11 protein-coding genes are annotated in these 14745 nt (G+C 70.8%); 8 read left to right on the forward strand and 3 right to left on the reverse strand.

The genetic code is table 11. From position 1 onward, the window contains the following. Window positions 1-177: 177 nt before the first annotated feature. Entirely contained in the window at window positions 178-1869 is a 1692-nt protein-coding gene (locus tag IDM40_RS07500) for a hypothetical protein (protein ID WP_193121187.1), read from the forward strand. Between the two features lie 70 nt (window positions 1870-1939). On the opposite strand, the gene IDM40_RS07505 is transcribed toward IDM40_RS07500, so the two are convergent. Then, window positions 1940-2722, reverse strand: a complete 783-nt coding sequence (locus IDM40_RS07505) for an aspartate/glutamate racemase family protein (RefSeq protein WP_193121188.1) — start codon at window positions 2720-2722, stop codon at window positions 1940-1942. Window positions 2723-2923: 201 nt separating this feature from the next. On the opposite strand from IDM40_RS07505, the gene IDM40_RS07510 reads away from it, so the two are divergent. The 5 genes from IDM40_RS07510 to IDM40_RS07530 all read left to right on the forward strand — a co-directional run bounded on the left by IDM40_RS07510 (window position 2924) and on the right by IDM40_RS07530 (window position 8817). Next, complete coding sequence (locus tag IDM40_RS07510; protein ID WP_193121189.1) at window positions 2924-4366, forward strand: FAD-binding oxidoreductase; 1443 nt, start codon at window positions 2924-2926, stop codon at window positions 4364-4366. Between the two features lie 64 nt (window positions 4367-4430). Then, a complete protein-coding gene (locus tag IDM40_RS07515; RefSeq protein WP_193121190.1) occupies window positions 4431-5717 on the forward strand; it encodes an SAM-dependent methyltransferase in 1287 nt (428 codons plus the stop codon). A 142-nt stretch (window positions 5718-5859) separates the two neighbouring features. Further along, window positions 5860-6348, forward strand: coding sequence for a hypothetical protein (locus tag IDM40_RS07520; RefSeq protein WP_193121191.1), 489 nt, complete (start codon window positions 5860-5862; stop codon window positions 6346-6348). Window positions 6349-6549: 201 nt separating this feature from the next. Then, entirely contained in the window at window positions 6550-7818 is a 1269-nt protein-coding gene (locus IDM40_RS07525) for a sugar ABC transporter substrate-binding protein (RefSeq protein ID WP_193121192.1), read from the forward strand. A gap of 102 nt (window positions 7819-7920) precedes the next feature. Then, on the forward strand, window positions 7921-8817 hold the full coding sequence (locus tag IDM40_RS07530; RefSeq protein WP_193121193.1) for a carbohydrate ABC transporter permease: 897 nt from the start codon (window positions 7921-7923) through the stop codon (window positions 8815-8817). Between the two features lie 68 nt (window positions 8818-8885). Here the strand turns inward: IDM40_RS07530 and IDM40_RS07535 are convergent, their stop codons facing one another. Further along, on the reverse strand, window positions 8886-9173 hold the full coding sequence (locus tag IDM40_RS07535; RefSeq protein WP_193121194.1) for a hypothetical protein: 288 nt from the start codon (window positions 9171-9173) through the stop codon (window positions 8886-8888). Window positions 9174-9412: 239 nt separating this feature from the next. Here IDM40_RS07535 and IDM40_RS07540 point away from each other — a divergent pair, with 239 nt between their 5' ends. After that, window positions 9413-10225 (forward strand): carbohydrate ABC transporter permease, encoded by an 813-nt coding sequence (locus tag IDM40_RS07540; protein WP_235997424.1) that lies wholly within the window; start codon window positions 9413-9415, stop codon window positions 10223-10225. Window positions 10226-10311: 86 nt separating this feature from the next. Here IDM40_RS07540 and IDM40_RS07545 read toward each other — a convergent pair whose 3' ends face one another. Continuing rightward, window positions 10312-11871 carry a long-chain-fatty-acid--CoA ligase gene (locus IDM40_RS07545; protein WP_193121196.1) on the reverse strand — a complete coding sequence of 520 codons (1560 nt, stop codon included), beginning with the start codon at window positions 11869-11871 and terminating at the stop codon, window positions 10312-10314. 279 nt (window positions 11872-12150) lie between these two features. Between IDM40_RS07545 and leuS the strand changes: the two genes are divergently transcribed. Beyond that, window positions 12151-14646, forward strand: coding sequence for a leucine--tRNA ligase (gene leuS, locus IDM40_RS07550; RefSeq protein WP_193121197.1), 2496 nt, complete (start codon window positions 12151-12153; stop codon window positions 14644-14646). Window positions 14647-14745: the final 99 nt, after the last annotated feature.

The raw sequence follows: 14745 nt of genomic DNA on the forward strand, positions 1-14745 counted from the left end.
CGACCCGGGGACACCGCCCGGCGGGGAGGGACCCGGGTGCCCCGAGTGTATCGGCCCGTCCCCTTCTTCAGGGGGTGCCCGAAGCGCTACCGGGCACTGGTTTGTGCATTCTCATGACGTGTCTGTGATTGCGCTGCTACCTTCAGTGCTCACGCGGCACATACAGGGGGAGATGACATGCCGATGTGGACATGGACGGGGGAGACCGCACGCACATTGCGCGAGGCCGGTCAGGAGGAACTCGCCGAGGCGGTGGCACAGCTTCCCGTCATGAGCGAGGCCGGCGACTCGGTGCGTGTGGAGGCCACGGCGCGCTCCGCGCTGCGGGTGGCCCGGCGCCTGGTGACCGAGGCGGGAACCGGAGAACCGGAGGTGCCCGGGCTCTTCGGGCCGCCCATGCTCTTCTACCTGGCGCACTGGCCCATGGCCGTGCGCGTCGGTGCGCTCGCCGAAGGACAGCGCGCCCTGAAGCAGGCAGAGGCCGCGGCCGCCGACGAACCGGGGCCGCACGAGCGCGGGACCCTCCCGGTCTCGGCGCTGGCCAACGCCGTGCGCTGCCACGCCAACATCGATGCCCGGGGCACCACCGCGCTGCGGCGCGAACTGCTCTCCAGCCGGCGCCTCGCGGGATGGGAACGCACCCCCGCCTGGCCGGGCTTCACGCTCGCCAGGGTCGACCTGCTCGTCGACGAGGGCGCACCCGACCGCGCCGAGGCGGAGCTGCGCCGGTACGAACACACCGCAACCGGACCCGGGGTCCTGGGGACCGGAGGGGTCTTCGCCCTCGCCCGCGCGCTGCGCCACCAGGACCGCCACCGGGAGGCCCTGGCCGAGCTCGACCGCCTGGCCGGCGAGCTCGCGACCCGCAGCGGCGGGCCCCGCGACCCCGCCCTGCGCCGCAGGGTGCGGTTCGAGCGGGCGCGGTTGCTGTCCTGGCTGGCGCGGTTGGGTGCCTGCTCGGCGCGTGAGGCCATCGAGACCCTGCCAACGGTCGAGGAGGCCGAGTCGGTCCCGAGCCTGCGCCCGGCCTGGGTGGAGGCGGCGGAGAACCTCGTGAGCCTGGGCGCGGTGCGCAACGACTGGCGCCTGGGGGTGCGGGTCACCACGTGGTCTCGGTACTTCGAGCGGGTGGGCGCGCCCGCGCGCGGGGCGGAACTGGCCCTGGCCGCGGCCCGGCTGGCCGCCGTCCGGGGCTCGCAGTGGGTGGGCACCTGCTCGGCGCAGCGGGCCGAGGAGCTCATCGCGCACCTGGGGGAGTCGTCGGAGATCCGCGGGGACCTGGCCGAGGCGCGGTCGATGATCACCGCGATGCCGCCGGTGCGCCCCGAGGCCCCGGCCGACAGCATCCTCGCCCACCTGCGTTCCCTGCCCTCCGACCGGGTCGACCCCGAGCACCAGGCCGAGCAGGTCAACGTCGCCCTGGCGAGCCTGCCGCACGACACCCCGCTGCTGTCGGCGCTGGGCCAGGTCGGGCGCACGCTCATGCTCTCCGACGCGGCGACCGAACCCCAGTGGCGGCACGTGCGCGAGACCCCGGGGGACCAGAAGGCGGCGCTGTCCCTGCTGGAGACCCTCCTGCACGACAACGACACCGCGGGGGTACGGAACCTGGTGCGGACCCTGGCCGCCGGGGCCCTTCCCGAGGCCGAACCCGCCGCACAGGCCCCCGTTGCCCCCGCGACCTCTGGCATCACGGCAGCCCCTTCAGGGCCTCAGGCCCCCGCGGCTTCCGCTGCCCCCTCGGGACCCCAGACCCCGGTCGCCCCGCAGAACCCTTCGCCCACCGCCGCCCCGAACGCCGGGCGTGTGGCCGGAACCGGTCACCACCGCGCCGAGGCCGGGCCACAGGTGCAGTCGCGGGCGGTGTGAACCTGGGGACGGCCGGGCCGGTCCCGCGCCACCGTGATCAGGGCCCGGTCGTGCCCCGCCGGGCCGCGCCTCAGAGGGACCGGGCCGGTGACCCCTGGGCCATGAGGGAACGCCCGGCCGGGTAGGTCAGCGCGGCGGCGGGCAGCTCCGCGGGGCGCCCGCTGGCCAGCACCCGCACCCGGCCCGGACGCCCGTGGTGGGGCAGGTCGCCGACCCGGCGCAGGGCCTGCGCGGCCACGGCGTGCGCGGCGGTGTGCAGCGCGACGTCCTGGCCCAGGGCCCCGACGATCTCCTCGCCGACCAGGTCGTAGTGGGTGCAGCCCAGCACGACCGCGCGCACGTTCCCGGGGGTGAGGCCGGCGGCGTAGGAGACGGCGTCGGCGACCTCGCGGGGGTCGGCCGACTCCACCGCCTCGGCCAGGCCCGCGCAGGCCACCGGGGTGACCTCGATGTCCTGCGCGAAGGTCTCCACCAGGCGGCGCTGGTACCCGCTGCGTGTGGTGGCCACGGTCGACCACACGGCGATGGGGCCGCCCGAACGCGCGGCCGGCTTGATCGCCGGGACGGTGCCGATGACCGGAACCGAGGGTTCGAACACCTCGCGCAGGCGGGCCAGCCCGTGCACGGACGCGGTGTTGCAGGGCACGACGACGGCGTCCAGCCCGCCCGCGGCGTCCCAGGCCGCGCGGGCCCCCGCCAGGGCACGCCCGATGACGGCGTCGGGCGTCCGGGCGCCCCAGGGCATGTGGTCCGGGTCCATCGACAGGAACAGGTCGGCGTCGGGCCGTGCGGCGTGCAACGCGGCCGCGGTCGAGAGCATGCCGATACCGGAGTCAACGAGAGCGATGCGCACGAGTACCGATGATATTTGCGCCCGTCACCACCCGGTCGTGCCAACACCCCCGCCCGGCGCCGACGCGAACGACACGTGACGAAATGGGGTGGCCCCGTCCCGTTACCCACAGGTAGAACGGAGAGGATCGGCCCGCCCCGGCGGCCCCGCCCGGCCGGCCGAACCGGGCTGTGAGTCGCCGACACCGGAAGCGGGAGCAGGATGACCTCTCAACAGCAGGGAACGGCCGACACCTCGGCGTCCGGCCGCCACGGGCTGGCCGAACACGTGAGCGCGGTGCAGAAACTCCGCAGGGACTTCCGGGCGCTGCCCGAGGACGCACCCGTCCGCCTCGCCAAACCCACCTCGAACCTGTTCCGGTTCCGGGAAGCCTCGTCCGCACCCGCGCTCGACGTCTCGGCCTTCGACGGCGTGCTCTCCATCGACCCCGTCGAGCGGCTGGCCGACGTCGGCGGCATGACCACCTACGAGGACCTGGTCGCCGCCACCCTGCCGCACGGGCTCATGCCCAACGTCGTCCCGCAGCTGCGCACCATCACCCTGGGCGGGGCCGTGACCGGGCTGGGCATCGAGTCGTCCTCGTTCCGTTCCGGCCTGCCGCACGAGGCGGTCCAGGAGATGGAGATCCTCACCGGCAGCGGGGAGGTCGTGACCGCCACCCGCGACAACGCGCACGCCGACCTCTTCCGGGGGTTCCCGAACTCCTACGGCACCCTCGGCTACGCGCTGCGCCTGCGCATCGAGCTCGAACCGGTCGGTCCCTACGTGCACCTGCGCCACCTGCGCTTCTCCGACAACCGCGAGGCCATGGACACGCTCGCCCGCATCTGCGCCGACGCCGAGTACGGCGGCAGCCGGGTCGACTTCGTGGACGGGGTCTCCTTCGGGCCGGACGAGCTGTACCTGACGGTCGCCCGCTTCACCGATTCCGCGCCCTGGACCAGCGACTACGGGGGCCAGGACATCTACTACCGCTCCATCCGGCGGTTGTCCGGGACCGGCCCCGGCGACTTCCTCACCACCGAGGACTACCTCTGGCGCTGGGACACCGACTGGTTCTGGTGCTCGCGGGCCTTCGGCGTGCAGAACCCGGTCGTGCGGGCCCTGTGGCCGCGCGCCCTCAAGCGTTCCGACGTCTACCGCCGCCTGGTCGCCCTGGACCGGCGCACCGACTTCTCCCGCCTGCTCAACCTCTACCGGGGCAGGCCCCAGCAGGAACCGCTCATCCAGGACGTCGAGGTGGGCGCGGAACGCGGCGCGGAGTTCCTCGACTTCTTCCACCGCGAGATCGGGATGTCGCCGGTCTGGCTGTGCCCGCTCCGCCTGCGCGAACCCCGCCGTGCCGGGCAGGAAGGCCCCGTCTGGCCGCTCTACCCGCTGGAGGACGAGCGCCTCTACGTCAACTTCGGGTTCTGGGGCCTGGTCGACATGCTTCCCGGGCAGCGCCGGGCCCACCACAACAGGCGGGTGGAGGAGGTGGTCGGCGAGCTCGGCGGGCACAAGTCCCTGTACTCGGACTCCTTCTACGCCGAGGACGAGTTCTGGGAGCTGTACAACGGTCCCGCCTACGGGGAGCTCAAGGAGACCTACGACCCGCACGGGAGGTTGCTCGACCTGTACGCCAAGTGCGTGGGCAACCGCTGAGGCGGGACCGGACCACAGGGACGCGACCCGTGGGGCCGCATCCTCCGAGCGGAAAGGACACAGCATGCGGCTTGCCGAGATCTTCGAGCGCGTCGTCGGACCCGACGCCCCGATCCGATTCACCGCCTACGACGGGAGCACCGCCGGCGACCCGGACAGCGGGACCGCCCTGCACGTGCGCACCCCGGTCGCCGTCAACTACCTCGCCCAGTCACCCAACGCCGTGGGGCTGACCCGCGCCTACGTCTCCGGGCACCTCGACCTCGAGGGCGACATGTACACCGCCCTGAGCACGATGGCCGAGTTCGCCTTCGCCGAGGGCGTCAACCTGTCCGTGGCCGACGCCGCCGCGATCGTCAGGTCGGTGGGCTGGGTCAAGTTCGTCAACCGGGTCGCACCGCCGCCGCAGGAGGTCACCCCGTCCAGACTGGCGAGCATGGGCTGGCGGCACACCCGCAGACGCGACGCCGAGGCCATCCACCACCATTACGACGTCTCCAACCGCTTCTACGAGATGGTCCTCGGCGAGAGCATGACCTACACGTGTGCGGTCTTCGACGACGAGGACGGCCGCCTCGACCGGGTCGGTGCCGACGACGGGGCCCTGGAGAGCGCCCAGTTCCGCAAGTACGAGCTCGTCGCCCGCAAGCTCGGCCTGACCGAGGGCATGCGCCTGCTCGACGTCGGCTGCGGCTGGGGCGGCATGGTGCTGCACGCCGCCCGCGAGCACGGGGTCAAGGCCACGGGCGTGACACTGTCCAAGGAACAGGCGGAGTGGGCGTCCAAGCGCATCGCCCAGGAAGGGCTGGGCGATCTGGCCGAGGTCCGCCACATGGACTACCGGGACGTGCCCGACGGCACCTTCGACCGGATCAGCTCCATCGGGCTCACCGAACACGTGGGGGCGGCCAACCTCGACGCCTACTTCGCCTCGCTGTACGACAAGCTCGTGCCGGGCGGGCGCCTGCTCAACCACTGCATCACCCGGCCGCGCAACGACCTGCCGCGGATGAACACCAAGGGCGTCATCAACCGGTACGTGTTCCCCGACGGGGAACTGGAGGGGCCGGGCGAGCTCCAGGTCGCGATGAACGACGCCGGGTTCGAGATCCGCCACCAGGAGAACCTGCGCGAGCACTACGCCCTGACCCTGCGCCACTGGGGCGCCAACCTCGAACAGAACTGGGACGAGGCGGTCCACGAGGTCGGCGAGGGCACCGCCCGGGTCTGGCGCCTGTACATGGCCGGGTGCGTGCTCGGCTTCGAGAAGGACGTCGTGCAGCTCCACCAGATCCTCGGCGCCAAACTCGACGGCACCGTGTCGGGCATGCCGCTGCGCCCGCAGTACTGACCAGACTGACCAGCCCGGCCGTCGCCGGCGTCCCCGGGTGTTCGCCCTGCGGGGACGCCGGCGCCGTGCTGCCCGCCGCGGCCGTGCCAGGCGGCATCATGGACGCGGCACCACCGTCCAGCAGCCTCGAAGGGACCCCACCGTGTCCGCAGACGACAGCTCCCAGCCGGGTGAGCCGAACCCGACCCCCGAGCCCTCCGAGGAGGTCAAGCGGTCCGCCATAGACCTCGTCGCCGCCTACGCCGACCACGACCGCGAGGCTCTGGACCGGGCGATCCCCCCGGCGGCAGACCACGCCGACGCCGTCGTGTCCGAGCTCAAGGTGCTCGCGGCCTTCCTCGGCCGCCGGGTCCAGGAGACCGGGGTGATGTGGAAACCCGCCGACTCCCGCGAGGCCGTGGCCCGCACCGTCGCCGAGATGCTCCCTCCGGAACTGGAGTTCGCCGTCTCCACCGCCTGGGAGGCGCACTCCCTGGGCGAGGAGGAGATCGCCGAACGCTTCACCCTGGGTGACCCCATGGTCTACGCGCACATGCTCGCGGCCTTCTGCGCGGCGATCGGCCTGGCCGTGTACAAGCGCTCCGAGCTCGTGTCGACGCTTCGGCAGGTGGGCGGCCTCGAGGAGGAGTGACACGGCGGGGGCCGGGCGCAGGGGAACGCCCGCCATCACCCGGACGCGGAGGGTCACGGGCCCGGGTCGGCGCGTACAGAGTTCCATCCGGGCCTAACAGCTCAGACACAAGGTCGAGTTGTTTACTTCACAAGGTGCCGTTCCTTACGTAGGTTTCCTACCAACCCTTTGGGGACCTCGACAGGAACGGGAGGCGCGCCGATGGCTCGCAGACCACTACTCACCCACGCACCCCTCCCCGCGGCCGCACTCGCCCTCGTCCTGGCCACGACCTCGTGCGGCACCGGTGAGGACGAGACCCTCACCGTGTGGATCATGGAGGGCACCAACCCCGACGCGACCGGGTTCTTCGAGGAGGCCAACGACGCCTTCACCGAGGAGACCGGGATGGACGTCGAGGTGGAGTTCATCCCGTGGGCCGACGCCCAGGACATGATCTCCACGTCCATCGCCGGCGGGACCATGCCCGACGTCGTCGAGCTCGGCACCACCTTCGTGCCCGAATTCTCCGACGCCGGCGCCCTGCACGACCTGGCGCCCGCCATCGACGACCCCTCCTCCTACAACGAGGGCATGCTCGAGATGGGCCAGATCGACGACGCGGTGTACTCACTGCCCTGGTACGCGGCGATCCGGTCGGTGGTCTACCGCACCGACGTGTTCGAGGAACACGGCGCCGACGAGCCCGAGAACTGGGAAGAGCTCCGCGAGACCGCCCTCGAGCTGTCCGAGGCCGAGGACGACATGATCGCCTTCCCCGTGCCCGGTGACGCCCAGTACTCCGTCCTGCCCTGGATCTGGGGCGGCGGCGCCGAGGTCGCGGTCGAGCAGGACGACGGCACCTGGGTGTCGGAGGTGGACAGCGAGGAGGCCCGCGAGGGCATCCAGTTCTTCACCGACCTGTCCCTGGAGGACGACCTCTCCACCACCGGCGCGGTGAACTGGAACGAGATCGACGTCATGGAGTCCTTCTCCGAGGAGAACGCGATCATGGCGATCCTCGGCAACGCCAACCCCAAGGCCATCGTCGAGAACAACCCCGACCTCGAGGGCGACATCGGGGTCTTCCCGATCCCCGGACAGGAGGAGGGCTACTCCGACTCCTTCGCCGGCGGGTCCAACCTCGCCGTGTTCGAGGGAACCGGCAACGAGGACGCCGGCATCTCCTACATCGAGCACCTCACCGACCCCGAGTGGTCCGTGCGCTGGGCCGACGAGACCGGGTTCTTCCCCGGCGGGGTCGAGGAGATCGAGGAGTACGCCGAGTCGGAGGACCCCACGGTCCAGCCCTTCGCCATCCAGCTCAACGAGGCCGGCCGCGGTACCCCGGTCGCGCCCGAGTGGGGCCAGGTCGAGGCCGAGAACGTCATCGTCGGGATGCAGCAGGACATCCTCAACGGCAACGTGTCCGTCGAGGAAGCCACCGAGAGCGCCGCCGACGAGATCGAGCAGATCCTCAACGGGGGTTAAGACGTGGGAACACCGGTCGGTCTCGGACCCGGAGGGCCGGGCCAGGGTGTGAAGGGAGCGGCCGGGGGCGGTGCCCCCGGCCGCTCCCGGCCGATGATGAGCATGCGGGGCCGCAGGGCCGCGCTGCCGTGGCTCCTCCTCACCCCGCCCCTGCTCGTCATCGGGGCGCTCCTGCTCTTCCCGCTCGGCAGGATCGTGTGGCTCTCCATGCGGGAGTACCACCTGAGCAACCTGGTCTCCGGCGAATCGGAGTTCATCGGGTTCGACAACTACATCGCCCTGCTCACCGACCCCTACCTGTGGAACGTGGCGCTGCTGAACACCGTGGTGTTCGCGTTCGTCGCCGTGGTCACCACGGTCGTGCTGGGCACCCTGGTCGCCCTGCTGCTGGTCAACCTCAAGGTGGTCCCGCGGGTCATCGTGACCTCCTGCATCATGGTCGCCTGGGCCATGCCGGTGGTCAGCGGCACCTACGTGTGGATCTGGATCTTCGACGTCGACCAGGGTGTGGTCGCCCAGGCCCTCATGAGCATGGGTGTGGTCGACGCGGGCGGCTACAACTGGTTCGCGGACCGTTTCTGGTTCTACGCGATCGTCACCCTCAACATCGTGCACAGCGGGTTCCCGTTCGTGGCCGTGACGGTGCTGGCAGGGCTACTGACCGTGCCCAAGGAGCTCCAGGAGGCCGCCCTCATCGACGGTGCCGGGCCCTGGAAGCGGTTCTGGCACGTGACGTTCCCGGTGCTGCGCCCGGTCTTCGCGGTGGTCACGATCCTCTCCACCATCTGGGACTTCAAGGTGTTCGCGCAGATCTACCTGATGCCCGGCGGCGACGTGGGCGGGTCGCAGATGCTCAACCTGGGCGTGTGGGCCTACGTGCGTTCCTTCGGCCACAACGACTACGGCATGGGTTCGGCCGTGGCGGTCGTGCTCACGCTCCTGCTGCTGGCGATCACGATCGTGTACCTGCGGTCGCTGTTCAAGGACGACGAGCTGTGAGGGCGCGGACGAGCGCCCGGGCCCGCGCGGCGATCAGGGCGGCGGCTGCGGCTCACCGGGCCGCGGGGTCAGCGGGCCGGCCCGGCGAGCTTGTCGCGCACCCTGCGCCAGTCCACCGAGGCCAGGGAACGGCGGTCCAGGTCCTCGCGCACCGCGCCCATGGTGCGCAGGTCGAAGGCGCTCAGCGCGCGGCCGTCGTCGTTGGCCTGGTTGACGAGGTTGTGCACGTACGCGTAGAGGCGCCGACCGGTCGGGTCGGAGACCGCGTGCCGCACGGCGGTGTCCCGGAACCGGGCGTCGTGCGGCAGCCAACTGATGACCACCTCCGTGGGGGAGGGCCCGTCGAGGTCGTGCACGCGTGGCCGCCCTTCGTCCGCCGTACTCCAGCGGGGCCGGCCGGACGGCGGCCCCGGACTTCGCCGGATTCTAGGGCATTGCGCCCCAGCGCCGACGTACCGCCCGCCCGACAGTCCGCGCCCGCGGGGCGCCGCGTCCACGAGGAGACCCGTTGAGCACGCGCACTGCACCCACACCGGAGCCCGCCCACTGGGAGGACCAGGTGCGCCGGGCCCGCCTGCGCGGCGAGGCGTCGCGGATGTGGCGCCTGCTCGGCAAGTGCCTGGCCGTGAGCGCCCTGCTGCTGTTCACGCTGTTCCCCGTCTACTTCATGGTCGTCAGCGCCTTCTCCGACAGCGCCACGTCGGGGACCGGGGCGCTGCTGCCCAACGACCCCTCGTTCGACAACTTCGTCTACGTCCTCACCGAGGGCAACTTCACGACCTACCTGCTCAACTCCCTCGCCGTCGCCGGGATCACCGTCGGCGGTGCGTGCGTGCTCGCCCTGCTCGCGGCGGTGGCGGTGGCGCGGTTCAAGTTCAAGTTCCGCACCTCGGTGCTGGTGATGATCCTGATCGTGCAGATGGTGCCGCTGGAGGCGCTGGTCATCCCGCTGTTCATCCAGGTGCGGGACCTGCAGCTGCTCAACACCCTGATCGGCCTGGGCATCGTCTACATCGCGCTGTCGCTGCCGCTGGCGGTGTGGATGATGCGCGGGTTCGTGGCCGCGGTGCCCAAAGAGGTGGAGGAGGCCGCCTACATCGACGGTGCCTCGTGGCCGGTCATGTTCTGGAAGGTGCTGTTCCCGCTCGTGGCCCCCGGCCTGGTGGCGACGGCGATCTTCTCCTTCATCGTGGCCTGGAACGAGTTCGTGCTCGCGCTGACCTTCATGCAGCAGAGCGACAAGTACACCGTCGCCGTGGGTCTGCGGCAGTTCTTCGGCCAGTACGCCAACGAGTGGGGCCACGTCATGGCGGCCTCGACCATCATCACGATCCCGGTGATGGTCTTCTTCGTGCTCGTACAGCGCTACCTCGCCGCCGGCCTGGTGCAGGGGGCGGTCAAGGGCTGAGCCCCGCGTCGGGATCGCCCGGCGGACGTACGAGGGCCCCGCGGCCGGTGCACGGTCGCGGGGCCCTGTCGTGGCCGGAACGCGGGTCAGTCGCGCAGCTGGCGCTTGAGGATCTTGCCGGTGGAGGTCATCGGCAATTCGTCGCGGAACTCGATCTCACGCGGGTACTTGTAGCCGGCCAGGCGCTCCTTCGACCACGCGATGAGCTCCTCGGCGCTGATCTCCGCTCCGCTCTGGAGGATCACGAACGCCTTGATCTCCTCGCCGTGCGTCTCGTGCGGGATCCCGATGACGGCGGCCATGCTGACCGCCTCGTGCGTCATCAGGACCTCCTCGATCTCACGCGGGTAGACGTTGAAGCCGCCGCGGATGATCATGTCCTTCGACCGGTCGACGATGAAGTAGAAGCCGTCCTCGTCGCGCCGGGCGATGTCGCCGGTGCGGAACCAGCCGTCCTTGATGATCTCGGCGTTGACCTCGGGCCGCTCGTGGTAGCCCTTCATGACGCAGTGCCCGCGCACCGCGATCTCGCCGACCTCGTCCTGCACGTTCCAGTCGGCGTCGATCAGCTTCATCTCCACACCCCAGACGGGGCGGCCGATGGAGCCGGTCTTGGCCCCGGTCCGCGGGTTGTTGAAGGACACGACCGGGGAGGTCTCCGAGAGGCCGTAGCCCTCCTTGATGCCGACGCCGAAGGTCTTGGTGAAGTCCTCCGCGAGCTGGCCCGGCAGGGCGGCGCCGCCCGAGACCGCGTCGACGACGTTGCCGGCGATCCGGTCCAGGTCGTAGGTGCCCGGCTCGGCGTCCTTCACGGCGTTGAGAAGGCCCCAGTACATGGTGGGCACGCCGGCGAACCCGGTCACGCCCTCCTTCTCCATGAGCGAGAGGGCCTCGTTGCCGTCGAAGCGCGGCATGAGCACCAGCGTGGCCTGGCGGTACAGGGCCGCGTTGAGCATCACCGTCTGACCGAAGATGTGGAAGAGGGGCAGCACGACCAGCGCCACGTCGCGGCCGTCGGGGTGCGCCTGGACCATGCCGGCCGACCCGATGGCGTTCATCATCAGGTTGTTGTGCGAGAGCTCGGCGCCCTTGGGGCGGCCGGTGGTGCCGCTCGTGTAGATGATGACCGCGGTGTCGTCGGCCTCGGTCCGCACGGTCTCGAACTCCGTGGGCTGGCCCTCGATGGCCTTCCACAGGGTCTCGGCGCCCTCGATCGTGGACTCGGTGGCGCCGGGGGAGGCCGGCAGATCCACATAGGTCTCGCACGCGTCGACCTGCTGGAAGGCCTCGTGCGCGCGCTCGCCCAGCGGCAGTTCGGGGGACCCGGTGAAGGCGAACAGGGCCTTGGCGCCCGAGTCCTCCAGGTGGTAGGCGATCTCGCGCGGGGTGAGGAGCACGTTCAGCGGAACCACGACCGCGCCCGCCTTGAGGGCGCCGTAGTACACGAACGGGAAGTAGGGCAGGTTCGGGCAGGCCAGGGCCACCCGGTCGCCGGGCCGGATCCCGCGCGAGACCAGCAGGTTCGCGACCTGGTTGGAGATCGCGTTCGTCAGCGCGTAGTTCAGGCGCAGGTCGCCGAAGACCAGGCATTCCTTCTCGGGGACGCTGCGTGCTCCGTCCTCGAGCACGACGGACAGGTTGAGCATGGGGCCTCCCGCGTTCAGTGACGGACCAGCGTGTGGTCCAGGTCTCGTGTTCTGCGCCACTTTCCGGAAGAGTAACAAACCGGACGGTCGGTGTGGAGAGGCGAGTGAGTCCGTGACCCCACCGATACCGGGTCCGATCCGACTCGGCGGGACGCGTCAGGCCCTGCGGCGGCGGGGGAGCGGGGTTGTCCACAGGGTGGACGATCAGGTTCACGGCCCGAGTCGGCAGCCGTTAACCTGAGGAGGTACCACCGGACCCGGCTAAGGAAACAAGCAGCGATGACAGCGGTAGACGGCGACCAGACGGCGGGCGGCAACTACGACGCCCGCGCCCTCCAGGACAAGTGGCAGGCGCGCTGGGCCGCCGAGCTCCCGTTCACGGCCAGTGAGGACCCGGCCGACGAGCGTCCCCGCTCCTTCATCGTCGACATGTTCGCCTACCCCTCCGGCGACCTGCACATGGGCCACGCGGAGGCCTTCGCGATCGGCGACGTGATCGGGCGCTACCGCTTCCAGCGCGGCGACAACGTCCTGCACCCCATCGGGTGGGACTCCTTCGGCCTGCCCGCCGAGAACGCCGCGATCCAGCGCGACAGCCGCCCCGACGAGTGGACCTACGCCAACATCGAGACGCAGGCCGCCTCGTTCCACCGCTACGGCGTGGGTGTGGACTGGTCCCGGCGCATCCATACCAGCGACCCCGAGTACTACAAGTGGAACCAGTGGCTGTTCAACCGCTTCTTCGAGCGGGGCCTGGCCTACCGCAAGGACGGCCTGGTCAACTGGTGCCCGCAGGACCAAACGGTGCTCGCCAACGAGCAGGTCGTCAACGGCAAGTGCGAGCGCTGCGGTTCCGACGTCGAACGGCGCAGCCTCAACCAGTGGTACTTCAAGATCACCGAGTACGCCCAGCGCCTGCTGGACGACATGGACCAGCTCGACGGCGGCCGCTGGCCCGACGAGATCCTCAGCATGCAGCGCAACTGGATCGGGCGCTCCACCGGCGCCGACGTCCGGTTCGCCGTCGAGGGCCGTGACGAGCCCGTCACCGTCTACACCACCCGCCCCGACACCCTGTACGGGGCGACCTTCTTCGTCGTGGCCGCCGACGCCGAGCTCGCCGACGAACTGTGCGCGCCCGAGCAGCGCGAGGCCTTCGAGGCCTACCGCACCGAGGTTGCCAAGCTCTCCGACATCGAGCGCCAGACCACCGAGCGCCCCAAGACCGGTGTCTTCCTGGGCCGCCACGCCATCAACCCGGTCAACGGCGAGCGCATGCCCGTGTGGGCCGCCGACTACGTCCTGGCCGGCTACGGCCACGGCGCGATCATGGCCGTGCCCGCGCACGACCAGCGCGACCTCGACTTCGCCCTCGCCTTCGACCTGCCGGTGCGCGTCGTGGTCGAGACCGGTGAGCCCGACCCCGCCGAGAGCGGCGTCGCCACCGCCGGAGAGGGAACGCTGCGCGACTCCGGCCCGCTGGACGGCCTCACCAAGGACGACGCGATCGCCCGCATCATCGAGGTGCTCGACGAGCGCGGCACCGGCGAGTCCACGGTCAACTTCCGCCTGCGCGACTGGCTGATCTCCCGCCAGCGGTACTGGGGCACGCCGATCCCGATCATCCACTGCCCCTCCTGCGGCCTGGTGCCCGTGCCGGACGAGCAGCTGCCGGTGACCCTGCCGGAGATGAAGGGCGCCGAGCTCGCGCCCAAGGGCATCTCGCCCCTGGCCGCCGCCAAGGAGTGGCTCGAGGTCGACTGCCCCACCTGCGGTGGGCCCGCCGAGCGCGACACCGACACCATGGACACCTTCGTGGACTCGTCCTGGTACCCGTGGCGCTACTGCTCGCCGCGCCTGGACTCCGCCCCGTTCGACAGCGAGACCGTCAACAAGTGGGGCCCCGTCGACCACTACATCGGCGGCAAGGAGCACGCGACGCTCCACCTGCTGTACGCGCGCTTCTTCACCAAGGTCCTGCACGACATGGGCATGCTCGACTTCACCGAGCCCTTCGCCCGCCTCACCAACCAGGGCCAGGTCATCAACCAGGGCCGGGCGATGTCCAAGTCGCTGGGCAACGGTGTCGACCTCGGCGAGCAGATCGACACCTACGGGGTCGACGCGGTCCGCCTGACCATGCTCTTCGCCAGCCCGCCCGAGGACGACGTCGACTGGGCCGACGTGTCGGTCCTGGCCGCGCAGAAGTTCCTCAACCGCGCCTTCAAGGTCATGGTCGAGGCCGGGCAGGGCACCTCCGCGGGCGTGGACTTCTCCGCCGGCGACACCGACCTGCGCCGCGCCACCCACCGCGCCATCGACCAGATCAGCGGCCTGGTGGAGGAGCGGCGCTTCAACGTCGCCATCGCCCGGTGCATGGAGCTGGTCTCCGCCGCCCGCAAGGCCATCGACTCCGGCCCCGGCGCCGGTGACCCGGCCGTGCGCGAGGCCGCCGAGTTCATCGCCGTGGCGCTGTCGCTCTTCGCGCCCTACGTCGGTGAGGAGGGCTGGGAGCGCATGGGCCACGTGGGCAGCGTCGCCATCGGCAACTGGCCCGAGGCCGACCCGGACCTGCTGGTGCAGGAGTCGGTCACCTGTGTCGTGCAGGTCCAGAGCAAGGTCCGTGACAAGCTGGACGTCTCGCCCGACATCGACGCCGGCGAGCTGGAGAAGCTTGCGCTGGCGTCGGAGAAGGCGCAGAAGTTCATCGGTGACAAGCAGATCCGCAAGGTGGTCGTGCGTGCACCGAAGCTGGTGAACATCGTCGTCGGCTGACCCCGAGAGACCGACGAAGGCCGCGTGCGGGAGCCCCTTTCCGCACGCGGCCCTTCGTGGTCGGCCGCCCGGCGACCGACAGGGAGGCGGTGACCGGTT

Origin of the sequence: Nocardiopsis coralli, from assembly GCF_014892575.1 — a bacterium.
Classification (GTDB): Bacteria; Actinomycetota; Actinomycetes; order Streptosporangiales; family Streptosporangiaceae; genus Nocardiopsis; species Nocardiopsis coralli.